General features: G+C 61.0%; 18 protein-coding genes. 11 read left to right on the forward strand and 7 right to left on the reverse strand.

Translation table 11 applies throughout. The annotated features are described in order from the left end of the window. Window positions 1-184 precede the first annotated feature (184 nt). Window positions 185-1,417: a patatin-like phospholipase family protein gene (locus tag RO069_RS00310; RefSeq protein ID WP_328184509.1), complete on the forward strand. Its 1,233-nt coding sequence runs from the start codon at window positions 185-187 to the stop codon at window positions 1,415-1,417. A gap of 25 nt (window positions 1,418-1,442) precedes the next feature. On the opposite strand, the gene RO069_RS00315 is transcribed toward RO069_RS00310, so the two are convergent. From RO069_RS00315 to RO069_RS00340, 6 genes are all read right to left on the reverse strand, one after another. Continuing rightward, window positions 1,443-1,817: a DUF971 domain-containing protein gene (locus RO069_RS00315; protein ID WP_328184510.1), complete on the reverse strand. Its 375-nt coding sequence runs from the start codon at window positions 1,815-1,817 to the stop codon at window positions 1,443-1,445. Window positions 1,818-1,874: 57 nt separating this feature from the next. Continuing rightward, window positions 1,875-3,203, reverse strand: a complete 1,329-nt coding sequence (gene hslU, locus RO069_RS00320; RefSeq protein WP_328184511.1) for an ATP-dependent protease ATPase subunit HslU — start codon at window positions 3,201-3,203, stop codon at window positions 1,875-1,877. A 12-nt stretch (window positions 3,204-3,215) separates the two neighbouring features. Then, window positions 3,216-3,746 (reverse strand): ATP-dependent protease subunit HslV, encoded by a 531-nt coding sequence (gene hslV, locus RO069_RS00325; RefSeq protein ID WP_328184513.1) that lies wholly within the window; start codon window positions 3,744-3,746, stop codon window positions 3,216-3,218. A gap of 87 nt (window positions 3,747-3,833) precedes the next feature. Beyond that, the gene (locus RO069_RS00330) at window positions 3,834-4,487 is read right to left on the reverse strand and encodes an SPOR domain-containing protein (protein WP_328184515.1); all 654 of its coding nucleotides are present in this window, start codon (window positions 4,485-4,487) and stop codon (window positions 3,834-3,836) included. 18 nt (window positions 4,488-4,505) lie between these two features. Then, window positions 4,506-6,194 carry an arginine--tRNA ligase gene (argS, locus tag RO069_RS00335; protein WP_328184516.1) on the reverse strand — a complete coding sequence of 563 codons (1,689 nt, stop codon included), beginning with the start codon at window positions 6,192-6,194 and terminating at the stop codon, window positions 4,506-4,508. Between the two features lie 111 nt (window positions 6,195-6,305). Then, window positions 6,306-8,477 carry a primosomal protein N' gene (locus tag RO069_RS00340; RefSeq protein WP_328184517.1) on the reverse strand — a complete coding sequence of 724 codons (2,172 nt, stop codon included), beginning with the start codon at window positions 8,475-8,477 and terminating at the stop codon, window positions 6,306-6,308. A gap of 222 nt (window positions 8,478-8,699) precedes the next feature. Here RO069_RS00340 and rpmE point away from each other — a divergent pair, with 222 nt between their 5' ends. Both rpmE and RO069_RS00350 read left to right on the forward strand, forming a co-directional pair. Then, window positions 8,700-8,918: a 50S ribosomal protein L31 gene (rpmE, locus tag RO069_RS00345; RefSeq protein ID WP_328184518.1), complete on the forward strand. Its 219-nt coding sequence runs from the start codon at window positions 8,700-8,702 to the stop codon at window positions 8,916-8,918. Between the two features lie 249 nt (window positions 8,919-9,167). After that, a complete protein-coding gene (locus RO069_RS00350) occupies window positions 9,168-10,433 on the forward strand; it encodes a malic enzyme-like NAD(P)-binding protein (RefSeq protein ID WP_328184519.1) in 1,266 nt (421 codons plus the stop codon). Between the two features lie 145 nt (window positions 10,434-10,578). Here RO069_RS00350 and RO069_RS00355 read toward each other — a convergent pair whose 3' ends face one another. Continuing rightward, the gene (locus RO069_RS00355) at window positions 10,579-13,074 is read right to left on the reverse strand and encodes a penicillin-binding protein 1A (RefSeq protein ID WP_442915315.1); all 2,496 of its coding nucleotides are present in this window, start codon (window positions 13,072-13,074) and stop codon (window positions 10,579-10,581) included. Window positions 13,075-13,352: 278 nt separating this feature from the next. On the opposite strand from RO069_RS00355, the gene RO069_RS00360 reads away from it, so the two are divergent. From RO069_RS00360 to RO069_RS00395, 8 genes are all read left to right on the forward strand, one after another. Continuing rightward, complete coding sequence (locus RO069_RS00360) at window positions 13,353-14,417, forward strand: pilus assembly protein PilM (RefSeq protein WP_328184522.1); 1,065 nt, start codon at window positions 13,353-13,355, stop codon at window positions 14,415-14,417. Next, complete coding sequence (locus RO069_RS00365) at window positions 14,417-14,983, forward strand: PilN domain-containing protein (protein ID WP_328184524.1); 567 nt, start codon at window positions 14,417-14,419, stop codon at window positions 14,981-14,983. The genes RO069_RS00360 and RO069_RS00365 overlap by 1 nt, the downstream gene beginning before the upstream one ends. Beyond that, window positions 14,980-15,591 carry a type 4a pilus biogenesis protein PilO gene (locus RO069_RS00370; protein ID WP_328184526.1) on the forward strand — a complete coding sequence of 204 codons (612 nt, stop codon included), beginning with the start codon at window positions 14,980-14,982 and terminating at the stop codon, window positions 15,589-15,591. The genes RO069_RS00365 and RO069_RS00370 overlap by 4 nt, the downstream gene beginning before the upstream one ends. A 2-nt stretch (window positions 15,592-15,593) precedes the next feature. Beyond that, window positions 15,594-16,139 carry a pilus assembly protein PilP gene (locus tag RO069_RS00375; RefSeq protein WP_328184528.1) on the forward strand — a complete coding sequence of 182 codons (546 nt, stop codon included), beginning with the start codon at window positions 15,594-15,596 and terminating at the stop codon, window positions 16,137-16,139. 68 nt (window positions 16,140-16,207) lie between these two features. After that, entirely contained in the window at window positions 16,208-18,277 is a 2,070-nt protein-coding gene (gene pilQ / locus RO069_RS00380; protein ID WP_328184530.1) for a type IV pilus secretin PilQ, read from the forward strand. Window positions 18,278-18,370: 93 nt separating this feature from the next. After that, window positions 18,371-18,937, forward strand: a complete 567-nt coding sequence (gene aroK / locus RO069_RS00385; RefSeq protein ID WP_328184532.1) for a shikimate kinase AroK — start codon at window positions 18,371-18,373, stop codon at window positions 18,935-18,937. Next, window positions 18,930-20,018: a 3-dehydroquinate synthase gene (gene aroB / locus RO069_RS00390; protein ID WP_328184533.1), complete on the forward strand. Its 1,089-nt coding sequence runs from the start codon at window positions 18,930-18,932 to the stop codon at window positions 20,016-20,018. The genes aroK and aroB overlap by 8 nt, the downstream gene beginning before the upstream one ends. A gap of 30 nt (window positions 20,019-20,048) precedes the next feature. Next, window positions 20,049-21,216 (forward strand): ATP-binding protein (locus RO069_RS00395; RefSeq protein ID WP_328184534.1); only part of this gene is annotated, 1,168 nt, incomplete at its 3' end.

Raw genomic sequence — 21,216 nt, forward strand, 5'->3', positions numbered from 1 at the left:
CTAACCGGTTTTACCGCCGTCTCCTACTTTTTCACGCTAATCCGCGATGAACCTTATTTTTGGGGTGAGTATTCTAATTCCGGCTGGTAATTTGGTGGGTGACTGACCTGATGCCCGTGTAACTGGCCGTATTGACCGGGTATACGGTGCATCGTGGCATTTGAGAGTATCAGGGGAGGGCAAGATGACCACTGAACCAACCCAACTGAGGCCGGCACCCCGGATTGGCCTGGCCCTTGGGGGCGGCGGCCCCCTGGGAGGCATCTACGAGATCGGGGCGCTCAGGGCCCTGGACGAGGCCCTGGATGGCCTGGATTTTAATGATCTTGACGTCTACGTGGGGGTCAACGCCGGTGGGTTCGTCGCCGCCAATCTTGCCAACCAGCTCACCACCGCGCAATTGTGTCGCATCTTCGTCCGGCACGAGGCGGAGGTTCATCCGTTCCATCCGGAAGTGTTCTACCGCCCCGCCCTGCGGGAGATGGGGCGTCGCCTGAGGGCGGTGCCGGGGCTGGTGACCAGCGCCGTTTCCCGCTTCCTCCGCAATCCCCATGACCAGAGTTTCCTGGAAGCCATGACCATACTGGCCCAGGCGGCGCCATCCGGTCTCTTTGATAATTCCGCGCTGGAGGAATATCTGGCCCGGGCGTTCACCACCTCCGGGCGGACCAATGATTTCCGCAAGCTGCGGCGGCGTCTGTTCGTGATTGCGGCGGATGTGGAGACCACGGAAACCGTGTGTTTCGGGGACGAAGGGCTGGATCATATCCCCGTATCCAGGGCCATCCAGGCCAGCATGGCGTCGCCGGGCCTGTATACGCCGGTGCAGGTGGAGGGGCGCTATTGTGTGGATGGCACTCTGCGCAAGGGGTTGCATGCGTCCGTGGCCTTCGACCACGGCGCCGACCTGGTGCTGGCCATCAATCCCCAGGTACCCGTCGATGCCAGAGCCGCGGAGGCGGCGGGAACCATGGCGGCGGATGAGCTCACCGGTTCCGGCATGCCCAACCTGCTGGCCCAGATGTTCCGCACCATGGTGCATTCCCGTATCCAGAAGGGCCTGGCCCAGTACGCCAGGGACTACCCGGGCAGGGAAGTGGTGCTGTTTGAGCCAACGCGGGACGACGCCACATTATTCTTCTCCAGCGTGTTCAGTTTCCGTTCCCGTCGCCAGGTCTGTGAGCACGCCTACCAGATGACCCGCCGTGACCTGTTGCGGCGGGCCGACGAGCTGGAGCCGGTGCTGGCAAAGCACGGTATCCGACTGAACCGGAAGGTGCTGGAGGACAGTGAGCGGACCATCAGTACCGCCCTCTATGGGGAAACGCTGCCACTCTATGTGGCCAGGAAGCGGAAACAGAGGCAGAAAAAGGGCGTGCTGGGCAGCGTCAGTCAGGTCTTCCAGAAAGCCCAATAAAGCCGGGCAGGTCTGATACCCGGCCTCAGAAGTGCTGCTGGGGGCCGGATTCCCGTCGACCGCCTTCCTGTTCCAGCCGCTGCAGGTAGCGCTGCCAGTAGTCGTCCTGATGTTCCCCCAGGTCCCACAGGTAGTCCCAGCTGTACAGGCCGGAGTCATGGCCGTCGCTGAAGGTGAGCTTGAGGGCATAGTTGCCAATCATTTCCGCTCCGGTGACCAGTACGTCCCTCTTGCCGGTCTGCAGGGTGCCCGGGCCGGCGCCATGCCCCCGAACCTCCGCCGAGGGCGACCAGACCCTGAGCAGTTCAAATGGCAGTTCCCACACCTGGCCGTCGGCATACACCAGTTGTAGCAGCCGGCTTTGCTTGCGGATGCGGATATCGGTGGGGCGCGTGCTCATGGATGTGTGCTCCTGACAGGGTGGGGCGAAGCCTGTTGGCCACGCCCCACTGCCGGTTTACAGGATGTAGCGGCTGAGGTCTTCGTCCTCGGACAGATCGCCGAGCTTTTCGTCAACGTACTCCGCGGTTACCTCGAACTCGTTGGTCACCTTGTCACCAGCGTCAAACGACAGGCTCTCCAGCAGCCGTTCCAGCACCGTGTGCAGGCGACGGGCACCGATGTTCTCGGTGCTCTCGTTGACCTTCCAGGCCACCTCGGCCAGGCGGGTGATGGCGTCGTCGCTGAAGGTGAGATTGACGCCTTCCGTGCCCATCAGCGCCTCGTACTGCTGGACCAGCGATGCGTCCGGCTCGGTCAGGATGCGGCGGAAATCCTCCGGCGACAGGGCCTGCAGTTCCACCCGGATGGGCAAGCGGCCCTGCAACTCCGGGATCAGGTCCGACGGCTTCGACAGATGGAAGGCACCGGAGGCGATAAACAGGATGTGGTCAGTGCGCACGGAGCCATACTTGGTGCTGACGGTACTGCCCTCGATCAAGGGCAGTAGATCCCGCTGCACGCCTTCCCGGGAGACGTCCGCAGAGGCGTTCTCCGAGCGCTTGGCTACCTTGTCGATCTCGTCCACGAACACGATGCCGTTCTGCTCGACGGATTCGATGGCCTTCTGCTTGATCTCTTCCTCATTGACCAGCTTGGCGGCTTCTTCCTCCTTCACCTGGCGCATGGCGTCCGCCACCTTCATCTTGCGGGTCTTGCGGCGGTCCTGGGAGAGGTTGGAGAACATGTTCTGCAACTGGCTGGTCATCTCCTCCATACCCGGGGGCGCCATGATCTCCACGCCGGCGGCGGAGTTGCGCAGATCGATCTCGATCTCCTTGTCGTCCAGCTGGCCTTCCCGCAGCTTCTTGCGGAACAGCTGGCGGGTGGAGGAGTCCTCCCGTGGCTGGCTGTCCTCCTTGAAGTCGCGGGGTGGCGGCAGCAGGGCATCGAGGATGCGTTCCTCGGCGGCATCCAGGGCCCGGTTTTCGTGGCGCTTCATTTCCTTCTCGCGCAGCATCTTGATGGCCATATCCGCCAGGTCGCGGATGATGGATTCCACGTCTCTGCCCACGTAGCCCACCTCGGTGAACTTGGTGGCTTCCACCTTGAGGAAGGGAGCGTCGGCCAGTTTGGCCAGGCGCCGGGCAATCTCGGTCTTGCCCACGCCGGTGGGACCGATCATCAGGATATTCTTGGGGGTAATTTCGTCCCGCAGGGTGCTGTCGAGCTGCATCCGGCGCCAGCGGTTGCGCAGTGCGATGGCAACGGCGCGCTTGGCTTCTTCCTGGCCAACGATGTGTTTGTTCAGCTCGTGGACAATCTCGCGGGGAGTCATTGCAGACATGGTAGCTCCGGTTCAGTCGTTGGCTGAGAGCACTTCAAGGGTGCGGTTGTGATTGGTGTAGATGCAGATATCGGCGGCGATATCCAGGCCCTTCTCGACGATCTCGTGGGCACTCAGTTCGGTGTTCTCCAGCAGGGCCGTGGCGGATGCCTGTGCGAAGGGGCCCCCGGAGCCAATGGCAATCAGGCCGTGCTCGGGTTCGATGACGTCACCGTTGCCGGTAATGATCAGGGAGGCGGTTCTGTCAGCCACGGCCAGCAGAGCTTCAAGTCGTCGCAGGGCCCGGTCCGTTCGCCAGTCCTTGGCCAGTTCCACCGCCGCGCGGGTGAGGTTGCCCTGGTGCTTTTCCAACTGGGCCTCGAAGCGTTCGAACAGGGTGAAGGCGTCGGCGGTGCCGCCGGCAAATCCGGCCAGTACCTTGCCGTTGTAGAGGCGGCGTACCTTGCGGGCATTGCCTTTCATGACGGTATTGCCCAGGGAGACCTGGCCATCGCCGCCCATGGCTACCTCGTCGTCACGGCGTACTGAAAGTATCGTTGTCATCGGGGCTCCATATCCTGAAATCGAAGTGATTTCCGAGATATGGAGCCGGACCACGGGATTTCAAGGCACCGGGGGGAAGGCCGGCGATTACTCTTTGGGGATCTTCCGCACCAGTGGCTGGATGCTGATGGCCACCAGCTTGTCCACGGCGGAGTTCATCTGGCTGCGACTGTCGAACGGGCCCACGTTCACCCGGTACCAGGTGTTGCCCTCTTCGATGTCGATTTGCGACACCTTGGCGCGGAGGCCCTGGAAGGCGATCTGTGCGCGCTGGCGTTCGGCGTCCTCCGAGCTGCGGAAGGAGCCGGCCTGTACCAGGTAGCGGAAGTCCTGGGTATCCGGGCTGGGGGTGTATTCGTCCACGTTGGGTGGCACCACCTCCGACTCCGGCAGCATGTCGTAGAACTTGAACTTGGGCTGCTCCCGGGCGGTATCGTTACTGGTTTCCGGGGCAGGCTCGGCGGGCTGACTGGCCGGAGGGGGGGGGTCACCCCCGGTCGGAGCGCTGCCGTCGGGTTCCAGGGTGTTCAAGTAGAAGATGAAGCCGATAAATCCACCGACCGCCGCCAGTGACAGGATCCAGCGCACAGACAGTCCTCCGCTTTGCTTTCCGGCCCCGACCAGGCGACGGCGCGGGGTGCTCTTGGGTTTGGTTTCCCGGGCACGGGTCTTCCGGGGGGGCGGTGCACGGTCGACCGCTCCCCTGCCGGAAGACTGCTTGCGGGCGTAATCCCTGGCCAATGGGGTATCTCCTGCCGGTTACATTTCTTCCGGGGCGCTGATACCCAGCAGGTCCAGCCCGTTGGCGATCACCTGGCGCACGGCCAGGTACAGGGTCAGGCGGGCGTCGCGCAGGGCAGTATCGTCCACCAGTGCCTTGTGGGCGTTGTAGTAGGTGTGGAACTGGCCCGCCAGATCCCGCAGGTAATGAGTCAGGTGGTGCGGCTCCCGGGTATTGGCGGCGCTGCGGATCAGTTCCGGGTATTTCGCCAGCTGGTTGGCGAGCTCCTTTTCCTCGTCCAGGGTCAGCAGGGCCAGATCTCCGGCCACGTCGTTGAAGCCCCGTTCCACACCGTGCTCTTCCGCCAGCTTGCGCAGCACGCTACAGATCCGTGCATGGGCGTACTGGATGTAGTACACCGGGTTCTCGTTGGTCTGTGAGCGGGCCAGGTCGATGTCGAAGGTGAGCTGAGAGTCCACGCGACGGGCCGCCAGGAAGAAACGGGTGGCATCCCGGCCCACCTCGTCGATCAGGTCCCGCACGGTGACATAGCTGCCGGCCCGCTTGGAGATTTTCACCTCCTGGCCGGAGCGGGTCACCATAACCATCTGGTGCAGCACATAGTCCGGCCAGCCCTGGGGAATGTCGGCCCGCAGGGCCTGCAGTCCGGCGCGGACCCGGGTGACGGTGGAATGGTGGTCGGCACCCTGTTCATTGATCACGGTGGTAAAGCCCCGCTGCCACTTGTCCAGGTGATAGGCCACGTCCGGCAGGAAGTAGGTATAGCCACCGTCCTTCTTGCGCATGACCCGGTCCTTGTCGTCGCCGAACTCGGTGGTCATCAGCCACAGGGCACCTTCATGTTCGTAGGTGTAGCCATTCTCCTGGAGGCGCTTGACCACAGCCTCCACCTTGCCCTCCCGGTACAGGGACGATTCCAGGAAGTAGACGTCGAACGCCACACCGAACGCCTTCAGGTCCAGGTCCTGTTCCCGGCGCAGGTAGGCCACGGCAAACTCACGGATCGCCTGGATGTCCTCCGGATCCGCCTTGCCGGTGACTTCCCGGTCGTCGGCGGTTACGGTCTCGCCCTTCAGGTAGGCTTCGGCCACATCCTTGATGTAGTCGCCCCGATAGCCGTCTTCGGGCCAGGAGGCGTCGTCCGGCCCCAGGCCCCTGACCCGGGCCTGGACGGATTTCGCCAGATTGTCGATCTGGGCGCCGGCATCGTTGTAGTAGAACTCACGGGTGACATCGTAGCCGTTGGCTTCCAGCAGGCGACAGAGGCTGTCGCCGATGGCTGCGCCCCGGCCATGGCCCACATGGAGGGGGCCGGTGGGGTTGGCGGAGACAAATTCCACCTGCACCTTCTGCCCCTGGCCGCTGTTGTTGCGGCCGAACTGTGTCCCCTGTCCGAGGATGTCGCAGGCAATGCTGACGGCGCTCTCGGCGGTCATGAAGAAATTGATGAAACCGGGTCCGGCAATCTCCACCCTGGCCACCGCCGGACTCTCGGGCAGGCGCGCCACCAGTGCCTCGGCCAGTTGTCGCGGCGGGCAGCCGGCGGCCTTGGCGGCGGCCAGCGCGATGTTGCAGGCATAGTCGCCGTGGGCCTTGTCCTTCGTGTTGCCCACCTGGGGCGTGAAGGTCTGATCCGCGGGCAGGGTGCCTTCTGACTGAAGGGCGGCCAGTGCCGCGCCGAGGAGTTCGGTGACGGTGTCTTTCATGCTATCCGGTAACCCTTGCTTCGGGAATGTGGTCGATTGGCCAACTTTGAGGGCCGGTATTATCCCGGAAAGGGCGGGGCTTAGCAAAATCCACGGCTGTCTGTGGGGCCGCTAGCCCGTTTCCAGGGGGTCCACGTCCACCATCCAGCGCAGGCTGGTAGGCAGGCGTTGCTGGTCCAGGCGGGCGCATAGCCGGGCCAGGGTGCGGTTCAGGCCGCCCCGGCCAGACGATTGCAGAACGAGTTGTGCCCGGTGCCGGCCTGCCTTGCGGGCCATCGTCGCGGGTAGGGGGCCCCAGATGTCCAGGGTGTCCGAGGGCAGGTCGTTGCGGGCCTGGTCCAGGAAGGTCAGCGCGGCTTCCATGGAGGGGGCTTCCGCCCGCAGGACGGCCATGGCGCGAAAGGGGGGTAGGTTGATCTGCTCCCGTTCGGCCAGGAGTTGGCGGGCCATAGCCAGGTAGTCGCCCTGGGCGATGGTGGTCAGCAGTGGATGATCGCTGTGGCAGGTCTGTATCAGTACCCGGCCGGGTTTCTCACCGCGACCGGCGCGGCCGCTGACCTGCAGCAGCGTCTGGACCATCTGTTCCGGCGCACGGAAATCCACGCTGAACAGGCCGCCATCGGCATTGACCACCACCACCAGCGTGACATTGGGAAAATCATGACCCTTGGCCACCATCTGGGTGCCCACCAGGATGCAGGGCTCACCGGAATTGACCTGCTTCAGGATGGCCTGGATGCTGCCCTTGCGCTGGGTGCTGTCCCGGTCGATGCGCAGTACCGGCACATCCGGAAAGCTGGTGGCCAGCACGTCTTCGGTCTGTTCCGTGCCCTGGCCCACCGGCTGACAGGCCTCCCCGGCGCATTTGGGGCACTGGCTGAAGGCCGGCTGCTGGTAGTCGCAGTGGTGGCAACGCAGGGCCCGATCCCGGCGATGATAGGTCAGGTGGGTGTCACAGTGGGGACATTCGGCAATGTGGCCGCAGTCAAAACACATCAATACGGGCGCAAAGCCGCGCCGGTTGATGTACACCAGTACCTGTTCACCGGCTGCCAGGGTGGTCCGGATATCGTCCATGGCCGGACGGGACAGGCCCCCGTTCAGTGGCCGGCTGCGGATATCCAGCAGCCTGAGCCGGGGTGGGCTTGCCGTTCCGGCGCGCTCGGTAAGGTCCACCTGCCGGTACTTTCCAGTGGCCGCGTTCTGTAACGATTCCAGGGACGGGGTGGCGGATCCCAGGATGATCGGGCACTGGTTCTCCCGGGCCCGGAAGACCGCCAGATCCCTGGCGGAATAGCGGAAACCCTCACCCTGTTTATAGGAGCTGTCGTGTTCCTCATCCACCACGATGGTCTGCAGCCGGGTAAAAGGCAGCAATACGGCGGATCGGGTGCCGATCAGGATGACCGGCTCCCCCTCCCGGACCCGGAGCCAGGTCTGCAGGCGCTGCCGGTCGTTCAGGGCGGAATGCCAGACCACGATACGGTCGCCAAAGTACCGGTGGAAACGGGCCACGGTCTGCGGTGTCAGGTTGATCTCCGGGACCAGCACAAGGGCCTGGGCGCTGTCATCCAGGGTGCGTTTCAGGTAGTCCAGGTAGAGTTCTGTCTTCCCGCTGCCGGTAATGCCGTAGAGCAATGTTGCAGAGAAATCCTTTCCATCCGGCAGGGCATCGGCGGCAATCCGTTGAGCATCGGTCAGCGTGGGAAATGTTTCGGTAGCAGTGGCCGGTGTCGATGCGGATTCCGGTGGTTCGGCCTGCCGGACAAGTCCTTTCTCGATAAGGCCCTTCAGTTGCGGCAGGGTATACCCCCGGTGTCGAAGCTGGCTCCAGGCCATGGGGCGTGGGTGCTCCTGGAGTAGTGACAAAAGCTGCCTCTGTCTGCGGGCGTTGCCCGGCAGGCCCTCGGTGGAAGCGTCGGCGACGGCCCACCAGGAATCCTCCTCTGCCGGTTCCGCGGGTCGCCCCTTGCGGAGGGCGGGGGGCAGGGCCATAAACAGGCACTCTCCCAGGGGGTGCTGGTAGTATCCGGATGCCCAGGTAAGCAGGTTCAGGGTTTCGGTGGGCAATGCAGGCCAGGATTCCAGGGTCTTGCTGACTGGCTTGAGGTCAATGCCCGGCGGCGGAGTGACGTCGGTTTCCACGACCAGGCCGGTGGCGTGGCGCTGTCCAAAAGGCACCTGCACCCGTTGTCCGGGGACAAGGGCCATCTGGTCCGGAGCGATGTAGTCAAAGAGGCGCCGGATGGGGCGATTGAGGGCAACGCGTACGGTCTGGGGCACCAGGACTCCGGGCGAATATGGCAGGTGTTTCGGGCGTCGCGTATCTTGCGTCAACGGGCGTTTGCACGTAAGATGCGCGGTCTGATTCAGACGGGGTTGATTGTGCCCTGTCTTTCCACTGGATTCAAACATGCGGTGCTCGGCATCAAGGTGTTGATAATCGTAAAAAAATCGATTTATCAATGCGGTGACCGGGTGGCGGCATGACCGGAGAGGTTCGCCATGAAAGAAGGTATTCACCCCAAGTATCACGACATTACCGCCAGTTGCAGCTGCGGCAATGTCTTCAAGACCCGGTCCACGTTCGGCCAGGATCTGCAGCTGGACGTCTGCTCCCAGTGCCATCCTTTCTATACTGGCAAGCAGAAGGTTATGGATACCGCAGGCCGTATCGACCGGTTCCAGAAGCGCTTCGGCGGCCGTATCGGTGGTAAGAAGTAAGGAAGGCCGAGTGCCTGCTGCTGACTGGCCCTGCTGGCAGCTCGAGAAAAGCACCCTCCAGGGTGCTTTTTTTATGGCTGGCGATCTGTGAGCCTGTAGTGGATATTACGGATACCAGGCCTTGTCTGGCGACAGGCTTCAGTCCATAATGGCGCGCTCACATTTGCGGTGACGCCCGGTGTTTCGGCGTCAATACGCGAATAGTCGAAGAGTGTCCCTTATTTAAACGTGACAAACGGAACAGTGGCAATGTCTCAAGATCTGAAAGAAGCAGCCCTTGAATATCACGCCCAGCCGCGGCCGGGTAAGCTGAGTGTTGAAATCACCAAGCCGACCCGGACATCCCGCGACCTGTCTCTGGCGTACAGCCCCGGGGTTGCCGAACCGGTCCGCGAGATCGCGAAGGACCCCGAGAACGCATACAAGTATACGGCCAAGGGCAATCTGGTGGCGGTCATATCTGATGGCTCCGCCATTCTGGGTCTTGGCAATCTCGGCCCGCTGGCCAGCAAGCCGGTAATGGAAGGCAAGGGCGTTCTGTTCAAGCGTTTTGCCGGTATTGACGTGTTTGACATCGAGGTGGACTCGGAAAGCCCGCAGGCGTTCATCGAAACGGTGGAGCGGATTGCCGACACCTTCGGTGGTATCAACCTTGAGGACATCAAGGCGCCGGAGTGCTTTGAGATCGAGCGTGCGCTGATCGAGAAGTGCAGTGTTCCCATTTTCCATGACGATCAGCATGGCACGGCTATCGTCACCGCCGCCGGCATGATCAATGCCCTCGAACTGCAGGGCAAAAAGATTGAAGAGGCCAAGGTGGTCTGCCTGGGTGCCGGTGCGGCTGCCATTGCCTGCATGAAGCTGCTGGTGAGCTGTGGTGTTCGCTCCGAGAACATCTACATGCTGGATCGCAAGGGGGTTATCCACTCCGGTCGTGACGACCTGAACCAGTACAAGGCGATGTTCGCCAACGACACCGACAAGCGCACCCTGGACGACGCCATCGACGGCGCGGACGTGTTCCTGGGGCTGTCCGGCCCGGATCTGTTCTCCGTCGAGCAGCTTAACAAGATGGCGCCGAACCCGATCGTCTTCGCCTGTTCCAACCCGGACCCGGAAATTAAGCCGGAGCTGGCCCTGGAGGCTCGCAGTGACCTGATCATGGCGACCGGTCGTTCCGACTACCCGAACCAAGTGAACAACGTGCTGGGCTTCCCGTTCATTTTCCGTGGGGCGCTGGACGTACGTGCCACCGCCATCAACGAGGAAATGAAGGTGGCTGCGGTTCACGCTATCCGTGAGCTGGCGAAGGAGTCGGTGCCGGCTGAAATCTGTGAAGCCTATGATGTGGCCAGCTTTGAGTTTGGCAGGGAGTACATCATTCCCAAGCCGATGGATGTGCGTCTGCTGGATGTGGTGCCCGCAGCGGTAGCCCGTGCGGCTGTGGATTCCGGGGTCGCCCGCAAGGGGTACCCGGAGCACTATCCGCTGAAATCCATGGAAGACATTCGCTGATCAGCAGTAACGTACAAAAAACCGACGGTGAGAGCCGTCGGTTTTTTTGTGGCTGCAGGAGAGTCGAGTGGGGTTTTAGCAGGCAGGGTTGAAGGTCGGATTGCCCGGTTGGGAGGGGCCCCAACCGGGCTTTCGCAAAGCCTGGTCAGAACAGGTTGCGAGGCAGGTTGGCGTCGTCACTGTTACCGCTCAAGCCATTGCCTGCGGTCTGTTCCGGCACGTTTTCGGCGCGGAAGATCTCGGTGATGGCGTTGTCCTGTCCCTGGGCGGCGCGGTCGCCGGACTCAGGGTCTATCCGGACGCGGACAATGCCTCGGGGTCTCTTCATGTTCTGCGGAGGCATGCCTTCCAGTGCTTCGCGCATATAGTCAACCCAGATGGGGAGTGCGGCGGTGCCGCCGAACTCGCGATAGCCGAGAGTTGCGGGCTGGTCGAAGCCAACCCAGGTGGTGGTGGCAATCTCGTGGTTGAACCCGGAGAACCAGGCATCCTTCTGCTCGTTGGTGGTGCCGGTCTTGCCGCCCAGGTCGTCCCGTTCCAGGACCCGGGCGCCGGTGCCGGTGCCCCGTTTGATAACGTCCTTGAGCATGGAGTGGAGGATGTACACGGCGCGCTCATCGGCCAGTCTTTCTGCTACCCGGATGGCGGGGAAGCCCACCACCGGTGTGGGGCTGTTCTCCCTGAGCTGGTCGCAGTTGCGGTCGCAGAGGATGGCTGGAGGCGCTTCGTAAAGTACTTTTCCTTCGCTGTTACGGATGGTCTGGATCAGGTAGGGCTGTACGTCATAACCGCCATTGGCGATGACGGCAAAGGCCCGAGCCATGTCCATGGGGGTCATTGAGCCGCTGCCCAGGGCCAGGGACAGGTCCCGGTGGAGGTGGTCGGTGGGCAGCTTCAGGCGATCCAGGAATGCCACCGTGTCGTCTACGCCCAGATCCTGTAGCAGGCGGATGGAGACCAGGTTTCGGGAGCGATAGAGAGCTTCCCGCAGTCGTGTTGGTCCGCCGAACTCGCCGCCGGCATTCTCCGGGCGCCAGCCCGGTTCCATTTCATCCCCCTGGTGGACAATGGGGGAGTCGTTGTAGATGGTTGCCGGGGTCATGCCCTGTTCCAGGGCCCTTAGATAAATGAAGGGCTTGAAGGTGGAGCCGGGCTGCCGCTGGGCCTGGATGGCCCGGTTGTACTTGTTCTGGTTAAAACTGTAGCCGCCGGACAGGGCCTGGATGGCCCCGGTTTTGGCTTCCAGCGACACCAGTGCGCCCTGGACATCCGGTATCTGTGATAGTGCCATCGGCACCGGGCCGACCACCGGGGCGGTGCCATCCTCCAGCGTCCCTTCCTCTATAGCGGGGGCATCATTGTTGCTGGCGGACTCCGTGGTGGCTGGGCTGTCTGTTTCCGGCTGCCGGCGGACGTATACGATATCGCCGACCGAGAGTACGTCCGACACCCTGGAGGGCTCGGGGCCCATGGCGTTGGTGCTCCGGAACTGGCGAGCCCAGACCATGGTGTCAAAGGGGATGAATCCCTCGCCCAGATGCCGGGACCACGCCGTTGCCCGGCCGTCCTCGTCGCTGATGCCGGTAATCAGGACCGGATAGAGGTCCTCAACCCGGGGGTAGGTCTCCAGGATGCTATGGTACGTGGCTTTGTCTGCCGGGACCTGATCGGTGGTATCCACCGGTCCCCGGTAGCCATGACGCTGATCGTAGGCTTCCAGTCCCCGCTGGAGGGCGGTCGTGGCTGCGGCCTGGTCGTCACCATTTACCGTCAGGGTGACCTGGAAGCCATCGTTATAGGCGGACTCGCCGTAGCGTGCGACCATTTCGGCGCGGGCCATCTCGGCGGCGTAGTCAGCGCTTACTTCGGTCTGCGTGGCATTATACTCCGCTGTCAGGGGCTGGCCCAGGGCGTCCTGGTATTCGCTGTTCGTGATATAGCCGAGTTCATTCATGCGCCCGAGAATCCAGTCTCTGCGCACCTTGGCCCGCTCCGGGTTGGCCAGGGGGTTGTAGGCGGAGGGCGCCTTGGGCAGGCCTGCCAGCATGGCCATCTGGGCCAGGTTGAGCTCTTCGACCGGCTTTCCATAGTAGACCTGGGCCGCTGCTGCCAGGCCGTAGGCCCGGTTGCCCAGATAGATCTTGTTCAGATACAGCTCAAGGATGGTTTCCTTGTCCAGTTCCTTCTCGATCTGAAAGGACAACAATATCTCGTTGAATTTCCTTGCAAAAGTCCGATCCCGGGTCAGGAAGTAGTTGCGCGCCACCTGCATGGTGATGGTGCTGCCACCTGACTGGATTTCCCCGGTGGAGGCCAGTTCAACCGCTGCACGACCCAGGCCGATCACGTCCACGCCGAAGTGCTCGTAGAAACGTGAGTCCTCCGCGGCCAGGAAGGCCTGTAGCTGTTTCTCGGGGATTTGGTCGATTGTGACAGGCGTCCTTCTCTTTTCTCCGAATTCTGCTATTAATCTGTCATCTGATGAATAGATCCTGAGTGGCGTCTGAAGGCGGGTATCCAGTAACTGGTGTACCGCCGGTAGCCCAGGGCGGAGATGCAGGTAGAATCCGGCAGCGATGAGCATGGCGGAACTGGCCCCCAGAATGGTCAGCCAGATTAAGAAGCGTGATGCTGTAATCAGTCGGGACATTTTTTTCTGACAACTGTTGGATATAAGTCTATCATTTGAGAAATTGCTTTAGGTGTTAAAAGGAGTCAATACTCCTGCAACCTCTCAAAACAACGAGGCTGCATTGTAGACCTAAAACAGAAGAAATTCTCTTACACAAAAAACATATAAAGGGAACTGCTGCGCAGTATTACAAGAATCAGAGCGTAAAAAGCAGTCAGGCCAGGGTTTTACGGCCGGAGTCTGGCACAATTGCCAGGCGGAAGGTTGTCCAGGTATAAGGTGAGCGCGTGTTCGGATTACCAGGTAAAAAATCCAGTACCGTACTGGGTGTGGACGTCAGCTCCAGCTCGGTCAAGCTGCTGGAGCTTTCAAAGCAGGGCAGTCGTTACAAGGTGGAGAGCCATGCTGTCGAGCCGCTACCCGTAAACGCTGTCGTTGAGAAGAACATTACCGATGTTGAAGCGGTCGGCGACGCCATCAAACGGGTTGTCGGCAAGGCCCGTACCGGAGTCAAGCAGGCTGCGGTTGCGGTGTCGGGTTCGGCCGTTATCACCAAGGTAATCCAGATGAATGCCGGGCTCAACGAGTTCGAGCTGGAAGACCAGATTGCCCTTGAGGCTGATCAGTATATTCCCTATCCCCTGGATGAGGTTGCCATCGACTTCGAGGTCCAGGGGCCTTCCGAGTCCAATCCCGATCAGGTTGACGTGCTGTTGGCGGCGTGCCGCAAGGAGAATGTGGACATTCGTGAGGACGCCCTGGATATTGCCGGCCTGACGGCAAAGATCGTGGATGTGGAAGCCTACGCCCTTGAGCGTGCCTACTCCCTGATTGAGCCCCAGCTGGATTCCCATGGTGAAGAGCTGGTGGTTGCCATTGTGGATATCGGCGCCACCATGACCACCCTCAGTGTGCTGGCCGGCGGCCAGACGGTTTATACCCGTGAGCAGATTTTCGGTGGCAAGCAACTGACCGAGGAAATCCAGCGCCGGTACGGGCTCTCGGTTGAGGAAGCCGGCCTGGCGAAGAAACAGGGCGGCCTGCCCGACGACTACGAGACGGAGGTGCTTGAGCCCTTCCGGGAAGCCGTGGTCCAGCAGGTGGCAAGGGCCCTGCAGTTCTTCTTCGGGGCCAGCCAGTACAACGCGGTGGATTACGTTCTCCTGGCCGGCGGTACGGCGTCCATACAGAGGCTGGCCGAAATGGTGGAGGAAAAGACCGCCACTTCCACAATTGTGGCAAACCCCTTTTCGGACATGGCAGTAGGCTCCCGGGTGAATGCGTCGGCACTGGCCAATGACGCCCCCTCGCTGATGATTGCCTGCGGACTGGCGATGAGGAGCTTTGACTGATGGCCAAGATCAACCTCAGGCCCTGGCGAGAGGAGCTCAGGGCAGAGAAACAGAAGCAGTTCGTTACCATGCTGCTGGGGGCCGCCATTGTGGCCGCCGGCCTGGCCTTCCTGTGGAAGACGGACATGGATAACCGGATTGCCTATCAGGAATCCCGCAATGACTACATTGAGGCGGCTTCCCGCAAACTGGACAGCCAGATCAAGGAGATAGAGGAGCTTCGCAAGCGGCGCGAAGAGCTCCTGGCCCGGATGGAAGTCATCCAGGATCTCCAGGGTAAGCGTCCGGTGATTGTGCGGGTATTCGACGAACTGGTGCGTACCCTGCCGGATGGGCTCTTCTACACGGATCTGACTAAGGAAGAGGGCCGTTTGACGATTGCAGGGATGGCAGAGTCCAACAGTAGGATTTCCTCATTGATGAGAAATTTCGAAAGTTCGGACTGGTTCAGCAATCCCAACCTAACCAGTGTCGCTGCGGCGGAGAGTGGTCGTGACGGTTATAGCGATTTCAATATGTCCGTGAGTCAGACAACACCCGAGCCGGAAGAGGAGAGTGATCAGTGAGCCTTTCGGACTCCCTCAAAAGCATGAATGACTTTGATATCAACGACCTTGATGTCAACAACGCCGGCATCTGGCCTGCGCCCATTAAATTCATTGTGATCCTGATCATCGTCGGCCTGATTGTCGGTGGTGGTTACTGGTTCTTTATCAAGGACCAGTACGCGCAACTGGAAAAGGTCGAACGGAAGGAGGCGGAGTTGCGCCAGGAGTACGAGCGCAAGGCCTATCAGGTGGCTAACCTGGAGGTCTTCAAGCAGCAGATGGTGGAGATGGAAGAGACCTTTGGTGCTCTGGTGCGCCAACTTCCCAGTGATACCGAGGTTCCGGGGCTGTTGGAGGATATTACCAACACGGCCCTTGGCAGTGGTCTTTCCCTGCAGGAAATTCAGCTCCAGAGCGAGCAGCAGCGTGATTTCTATATTGAGCTGCCGATCAATATCCAGGTCAGTGGCTCCTACCACGAGCTGGCGTCCTTCGTGAGCAGTATCGCGGGTCTGCCCCGGATCGTTACGCTGCACGACTTCACCATCACACCAAGAGGCGGTAACGCGGATCAGCTTGATATGCAGGTTGTCGCCAGAACCTACCGCTACCGGGCTGGAGAGTGAGCATGGCAAGACAGCATGCAATGAAAGCCTGGCTGGGCGTCTGTCTGGCAACCCTGCTTGCCGGATGTACCCAGGGAGGCGATTTTTCGGATCTTGATCGTTACATGGAAGAAACCCGTGCCAAGCCGAGGGGCCATGTGGAGCCCCTGCCGGAGTTCCAGGCCTATGAGGCCTTTACCTATTCGGCCGCGGATCGTCGGGCGCCCTTCGAGCCACCGGTGGATGTCCAACTGACCATGCTGGATGAAACACCGGAAAGCACCGTGGAGCCGGACCTGGACAGGCCCAAGGAAGTGCTGGAGAACTACGGGCTCACCGAGCTGGAAATGGTCGGCACATTGACCAGTGCAGACGGCAACCTGTTTGCGTTAATCGAGGACACGGATGGTGGCATTCACCGGGTGCGCAACGGCAACTACATGGGGTCCAACTATGGCCGTATTGTCGGCATCAGCGAGACCCGGATCGAGTTGCTGGAAATCGTGCCCAACGGCCAGGGGGGCTGGGTTGAGAGACCCCGATCTCTGTCGCTGGAAGATGAAGGCTAGGGAGCGGCGCGAAGATGGATACACAAAGAAACAGGCAAGTAACACAAGTTTTGGGGTCGAGGATAGCGATGTTCAGAAAATTCACGGTATTGATGAGCGCGGCAACTCTGGCGATGGCAGCCGGAATTGCCAATGCGGCAACGCTTCAGGACGTGGAGTTCTCCTCGCTCTCTGGCGACCGCACCGAGGTGGTGCTGAGTTTTGACGAGGCACCACCGGAACCCAGGGGGTATACCATTGAGCGTCCGGCCCGGATCGCCATTGACCTGAATGATACCGTCAGCGGCTTGGCCAGCCGGAGTATGTCGCTCGGGGACGGCAACACCCAGAGCATGACGGTGGTTGAAACCCAGGACCGTACCCGTCTGATTTTTAACCTGCTGGAACTCACACCTTACGAGACCGAGATATCCGGTAATACGCTGATTGTTACTATCGGTGAGGACGATGACACTGCGGGTTCGATGGCGGCGGATTCGTCCATGCCCTCTGCCTCTGGCAGCGCCAGCACATCGGTGTCTGAGCCGGTCTCCGGCGACGCCATTACCGGCGTGGACTTCCGTCGGGGAGCCGACGGGGAAGGTAGAGTCATTATCGATCTGTCCAACAGCAGTGTTCCGGTCGCGCTCAATGAGCAGGGCGGTCGAATCCGCCTGGTTATGGATGGTACAACCGTGCCGACCAAGCTGCGTCGTCGTCTGGATGTCACCGACTTCGCCACACCGGTCACCCGGGTGGACACCTTCACCGAGGGTGGTGATGCGGTTATCGAGATTCGGCCCCAGGGGGCTTATGACTACCTGGCGTACCAGTCAGGTTCCCGTTTCACGGTCAGCGTGGAAAAACTGACCGAGGAAGAAGCAGAGCGTCGTCAGGAAGAGAAGTTCCCATACACCGGTGACAAGCTGTCTCTGAACTTCCAGGACATTGAAGTCCGCTCGGTACTGCAGCTGATTGCGGACTTTACCGGCCTGAACCTGGTGGCCAGCGATACCGTATCCGGCAGCATCACCCTGCGCCTGCAGAACGTGCCCTGGGACCAGGCCCTGGACCTTATTCTCAAGACCAAGGGTCTGGACAAGCGGCAGATTGGTAACGTGCTGCTGGTGGCGCCTGCGGAAGAGATCGCGGCTCGCGAGCGTCTGGAGCTGGAGACCAATAAGCAGATTGCCGAACTGGCCCCGGTTCGCTTGGAGATCATCCAGGTCAACTACGCAAAGGCTGCGGATATTGTTGGGCTTATCCAGGAGGACGAGGAACTGATCTCCGATCGCGGCTTTATCTCCTCGGATGTTCGTACCAATACCATCAGCGTTCGTGAAACCGCCGAGAAGCTGGAAGAGATCCGGCGCCTGATCAACACCTGGGATATTCCGGTGCGTCAGGTGTCCATCGAAGCCCGTATCGTTCGTGCCCAGACCAACGTCGCCGAAAGCCTGGGTGTGCGCTGGGGCGGCGGCTTCCTGGATGACGATGGTAGCAATACGCTGTTCGGCAGTGGTTCCATTGAAGGTAATGAAGGTGTCTGGAATGATCAGGAAGTGGTCTATCCGGACGCCCTGGTGGTTGATCTGGGTGTTTCGGATGCCGGAGCGTCCTCCTTTGCCATTGGCCTGGGTGGTGAAAACTTCTTGGTGGACCTGGAAATATCCGCCCTTGAAAGTGACGGCAAGGCAGAGCTAGTCTCACAGCCGAGGGTGGTCACCGCCGACCGCCAGTCTGCCACGATCAAGTCCGGTGAGGAGATTCCCTATCAGGAGGCGTCTTCCAGCGGTGCCACGTCCGTATCCTTCAAGGAAGCAGTGCTGTCCCTGGAAGTTACGCCACAGATAACGCCGGACAATAAGATCATCATGGATCTTCGCGTCAACCAGGATTCCCGGGGCGAGGAAACGGCTGGTATCCCGAGCATTAATACCAACGAGGTAACGACGCAGGTCCTGGTCGGCAACGGTGAAACCGTGGTGCTTGGCGGCATCTTCCAGTCTGAAGTGGCCACTACCGTGACCAAGACACCGTTGCTGGGTGATATTCCCTATGTTGGCGCCCTGTTCCGTCGGACGGAGAATATCAATGAGCGTAGCGAACTGCTGATCTTCATCACGCCCAAGATCATGGAAAGCAACCTGATCGACTAGACGGTCGCGTCACCAGAAAGCCGCCGGGTCATACCGGCGGCTTTTTTGTGTTTATGGTATTCTCTCGGGCCTGTTCAATCGGGAGTTGAAGCAATGCCGTTACCAAGACGAATCGTGCTGGTCGGCCCCATGGGAGCGGGCAAGAGCACGATCGGTCGCCAACTGGCCCGGGAGCTCGGGTATCACTTCCTGGACTCGGACCGCGTGATTGAAGAACGCTGTGGAGCTGATATTCCCTGGATATTCGATGTGGAAGGGGAAGCGGGGTTCCGCCAGCGGGAATCGGCCATCTTGAAGGAGTTGTCCGAAACCGGCGCATCGGTACTGGCCACTGGTGGTGGTGCCGTGATGAAAGAGGACAACCACCAATGGCTCAAGCAGGATGCGGTTGTCGTCTACCTCAAGGCGTCCCTTGAGCAGCAGTTCGAACGCACCCGCAAGGACCGAAACCGCCCGTTGCTGCAGAACGATGACCCCGAGGCGGTGCTCAGGAAACTGTTTGAGCTACGGGATCCCATATACTCCCGCCTGGCCGACATTGTCATGCTGACGGACCGCAAGAGTCCCCGGCTGGTGGTGCGACAGATTATCAATCGACTGAATCCAAGGACACCGCGTCAGCGACGTAAGGTCAGGAAAGAGGACCGGAATCATGCCTGAATCGTCCCGGGAACTTCGGGTGGAACTGGGTGACCGAAGCTATCCCATCATTATCGGTAAAGGGCTGTTGGGTCGGCAGGATCTGACGCCCTATGTGGCCGGAAGTACGGTGATGATTGTGACCAACGCCACCGTCGCCCCCCTGTATCTGGAGCAGGCCCGTCACAGCTTCCCGGGCTGCCAGGTGGATGAAGTGATCCTGCCGGATGGTGAGGCCCACAAGAACTGGGAGACGCTCAATCGGATCTTTGACGCCTTGCTGGAACAGCGGCATTCCCGCAAGACCACGATAGTGGCCCTGGGCGGTGGGGTTGTCGGCGATATGGCGGGTTTCGCGGCGGCCTGCTACCAGCGGGGCGTGGATTTCATCCAGGTGCCGACAACCCTGCTTGCCCAGGTGGACTCATCGGTGGGCGGAAAGACCGGCATCAACCACCCGCTTGGCAAGAATATGGTCGGCGCCTTCCATCAGCCAAGGTGCGTGCTGGTGGACACCGATACCCTGAAGACGCTGCCAACCCGGGAGATTTCCGCGGGCCTGGCAGAGGTGATCAAGTATGGCCTGATTCGGGAGCCCGGTTTCCTGGACTGGCTTGAGGGTGCCATGCCCAGGCTCACCGGCCTGGATGCCGAAGCGCTGACCGAGGCTATCTACCGCTCATGCGAGTGCAAGGCGGATGTGGTGGCACAGGATGAGCGGGAAGGCGGTTTGCGGGCCATACTGAACCTCGGTCATACCTTTGGCCACGCCATCGAAACCCATGCCGGGTACGGCAACTGGCTTCATGGGGAGGCGGTGGGGGCTGGCATGGTAATGGCGGCGGACCTCTCAGTCCGGTTGGGCAATATCTCCGACAGCGACAGGCGCCGCGTGGAGGTGATCGTCGCGTCCGCCGGTCTGCCCACGGGGATTCCTGAGGGAATGACCGCGGATCATTTCATGAATCTGATGGCAGTGGACAAGAAGAATGTAGACGGTCGCCTGCGTCTGATACTCCTGCGCAGCCTGGGTGAGGCGGAAGTGATCGATGATTTTTCCTTCGAGGCCCTGGCTGCTACCTTCTCCGCTTTCTGCCATTGAAACGTCCGGTGTAGGGAGGCAAGTGTACCCATGAATGAAGGACTGACCGGGCTGGAAGCCGGTGGCCTGTTTCCCAGGCTGCAGGAGCGGTACGGATTACGGGAAGATCCGTTGGCCATGGAGGTGCCTTTCTATGCCGGTGCCCAGCGGCAGCACGCCCTGGAAACCCTGAGACATCTTTGCGGCTTCGGGGACCTGGCCCTGCTGCTTACCGGAGCCAGGGGGGCGGGCAAGACCCGACTCCTGGGGGAGCTGGTACGAAGTGAAGGGGCGCGCCTGGAGTTTTTCCGACTCCATGCGGGTAAGTTGGATTCCCTTGAGTCCCTGGTCCGGGCCCTGTACCGGGGTATCGGTCGTCGTCCACCGGAGGATGAGTCCCCCCGGGAAGCCCTGGCTGGGTTTTTCAGCCTGTCGGAGGAGGCAACCTGCAAGGGCCGGCGTCAGGTGTTATTGCTGGATGACGCTGACCAGGCGTCTCCGGGAGTATTACGGGGCCTTCTGGAGGCTTTCCGGGGGGCGGATCGGTCGCTTGCCGCCGTGCCGGTGCTCGCCGGTTCCGGTGCGTTGCGGGAGCAGATTGGACTGGACGACAACGAGGGGCTGGCGGCCAGCATTCACAGCATCGGCCTGCCTTGGTTTGAGCAGGATGATATCCGCCAGTATCTGGAACCGAGGATCGTAAAGGCCGGAGGCAAGCCATCCGAACTGCTGTCGGCGCATCGGCTGGAGCAGTTGACGGCCCTGTCTCAGGGGAGTCCCGGTCGGTTGCAGCGTGTGGCCCATGGGGTCTGGCTGGATATGGCCTCGATGCCCCGGAGAGGATGGGGCGGGGGGCTTGGTCGTCTTGCCGGGGGTGGACGCTGGGTGGCCCTGGCGCTCGTGTTGCTGGCTGGCTCCTGGTGGTTTGTGGCCAGCCGGTATGATGAGACGGTTGATGGCGACATGACCGGTAACGAGTCCAAACCTGAACCGACCCGTGCCATCGTGACCGTGGGGCCGGAAAATGCCAGTGATGATGATCGTAACGCGACAGTGACGCAGGCGACTGATGGTGGCGACTCCGCACCGTCGGTTGCGACAGCCGCAGATCCGGCTACAGTGCCTGATACACTTGACGAAAACGTCCCGGATAACTTGCCTGCTCCAGAGCCAGAGCCAGAGCCAGAGCCAGAGCCAGAGCCAGAGCCAGAGCCAGAGC

It is taken from the genome of Marinobacter sp. OP 3.4, from assembly GCF_036224885.1.
GTDB lineage: Bacteria > Pseudomonadota > Gammaproteobacteria > Pseudomonadales > Oleiphilaceae > Marinobacter.

Excerpts from the sequence above, each read along its gene's own strand:
- aroK (WP_328184532.1), top strand. The coding sequence starts at position 18,371 with ATGCCGTTACCAAGACGAATCGTGCTGGTCGGCCCCATGGGAGCGGGC.
- RO069_RS00365 (WP_328184524.1), top strand. The coding sequence starts at position 14,417 with ATGGCCAAGATCAACCTCAGGCCCTGGCGAGAGGAGCTCAGGGCAGAG.
- RO069_RS00310 (WP_328184509.1), top strand. The coding sequence starts at position 185 with ATGACCACTGAACCAACCCAACTGAGGCCGGCACCCCGGATTGGCCTG.
- RO069_RS00350 (WP_328184519.1), top strand. The coding sequence starts at position 9,168 with ATGTCTCAAGATCTGAAAGAAGCAGCCCTTGAATATCACGCCCAGCCG.
- RO069_RS00375 (WP_328184528.1), top strand. The coding sequence starts at position 15,594 with ATGGCAAGACAGCATGCAATGAAAGCCTGGCTGGGCGTCTGTCTGGCA.
- hslV (WP_328184513.1), bottom strand. The coding sequence starts at position 3,746 with ATGACAACGATACTTTCAGTACGCCGTGACGACGAGGTAGCCATGGGC.
- RO069_RS00315 (WP_328184510.1), bottom strand. The coding sequence starts at position 1,817 with ATGAGCACGCGCCCCACCGATATCCGCATCCGCAAGCAAAGCCGGCTG.
- hslU (WP_328184511.1), bottom strand. The coding sequence starts at position 3,203 with ATGTCTGCAATGACTCCCCGCGAGATTGTCCACGAGCTGAACAAACAC.
- argS (WP_328184516.1), bottom strand. The coding sequence starts at position 6,194 with ATGAAAGACACCGTCACCGAACTCCTCGGCGCGGCACTGGCCGCCCTT.
- aroB (WP_328184533.1), top strand. The coding sequence starts at position 18,930 with ATGCCTGAATCGTCCCGGGAACTTCGGGTGGAACTGGGTGACCGAAGC.
- pilQ (WP_328184530.1), top strand. The coding sequence starts at position 16,208 with ATGTTCAGAAAATTCACGGTATTGATGAGCGCGGCAACTCTGGCGATG.
- rpmE (WP_328184518.1), top strand. The coding sequence starts at position 8,700 with ATGAAAGAAGGTATTCACCCCAAGTATCACGACATTACCGCCAGTTGC.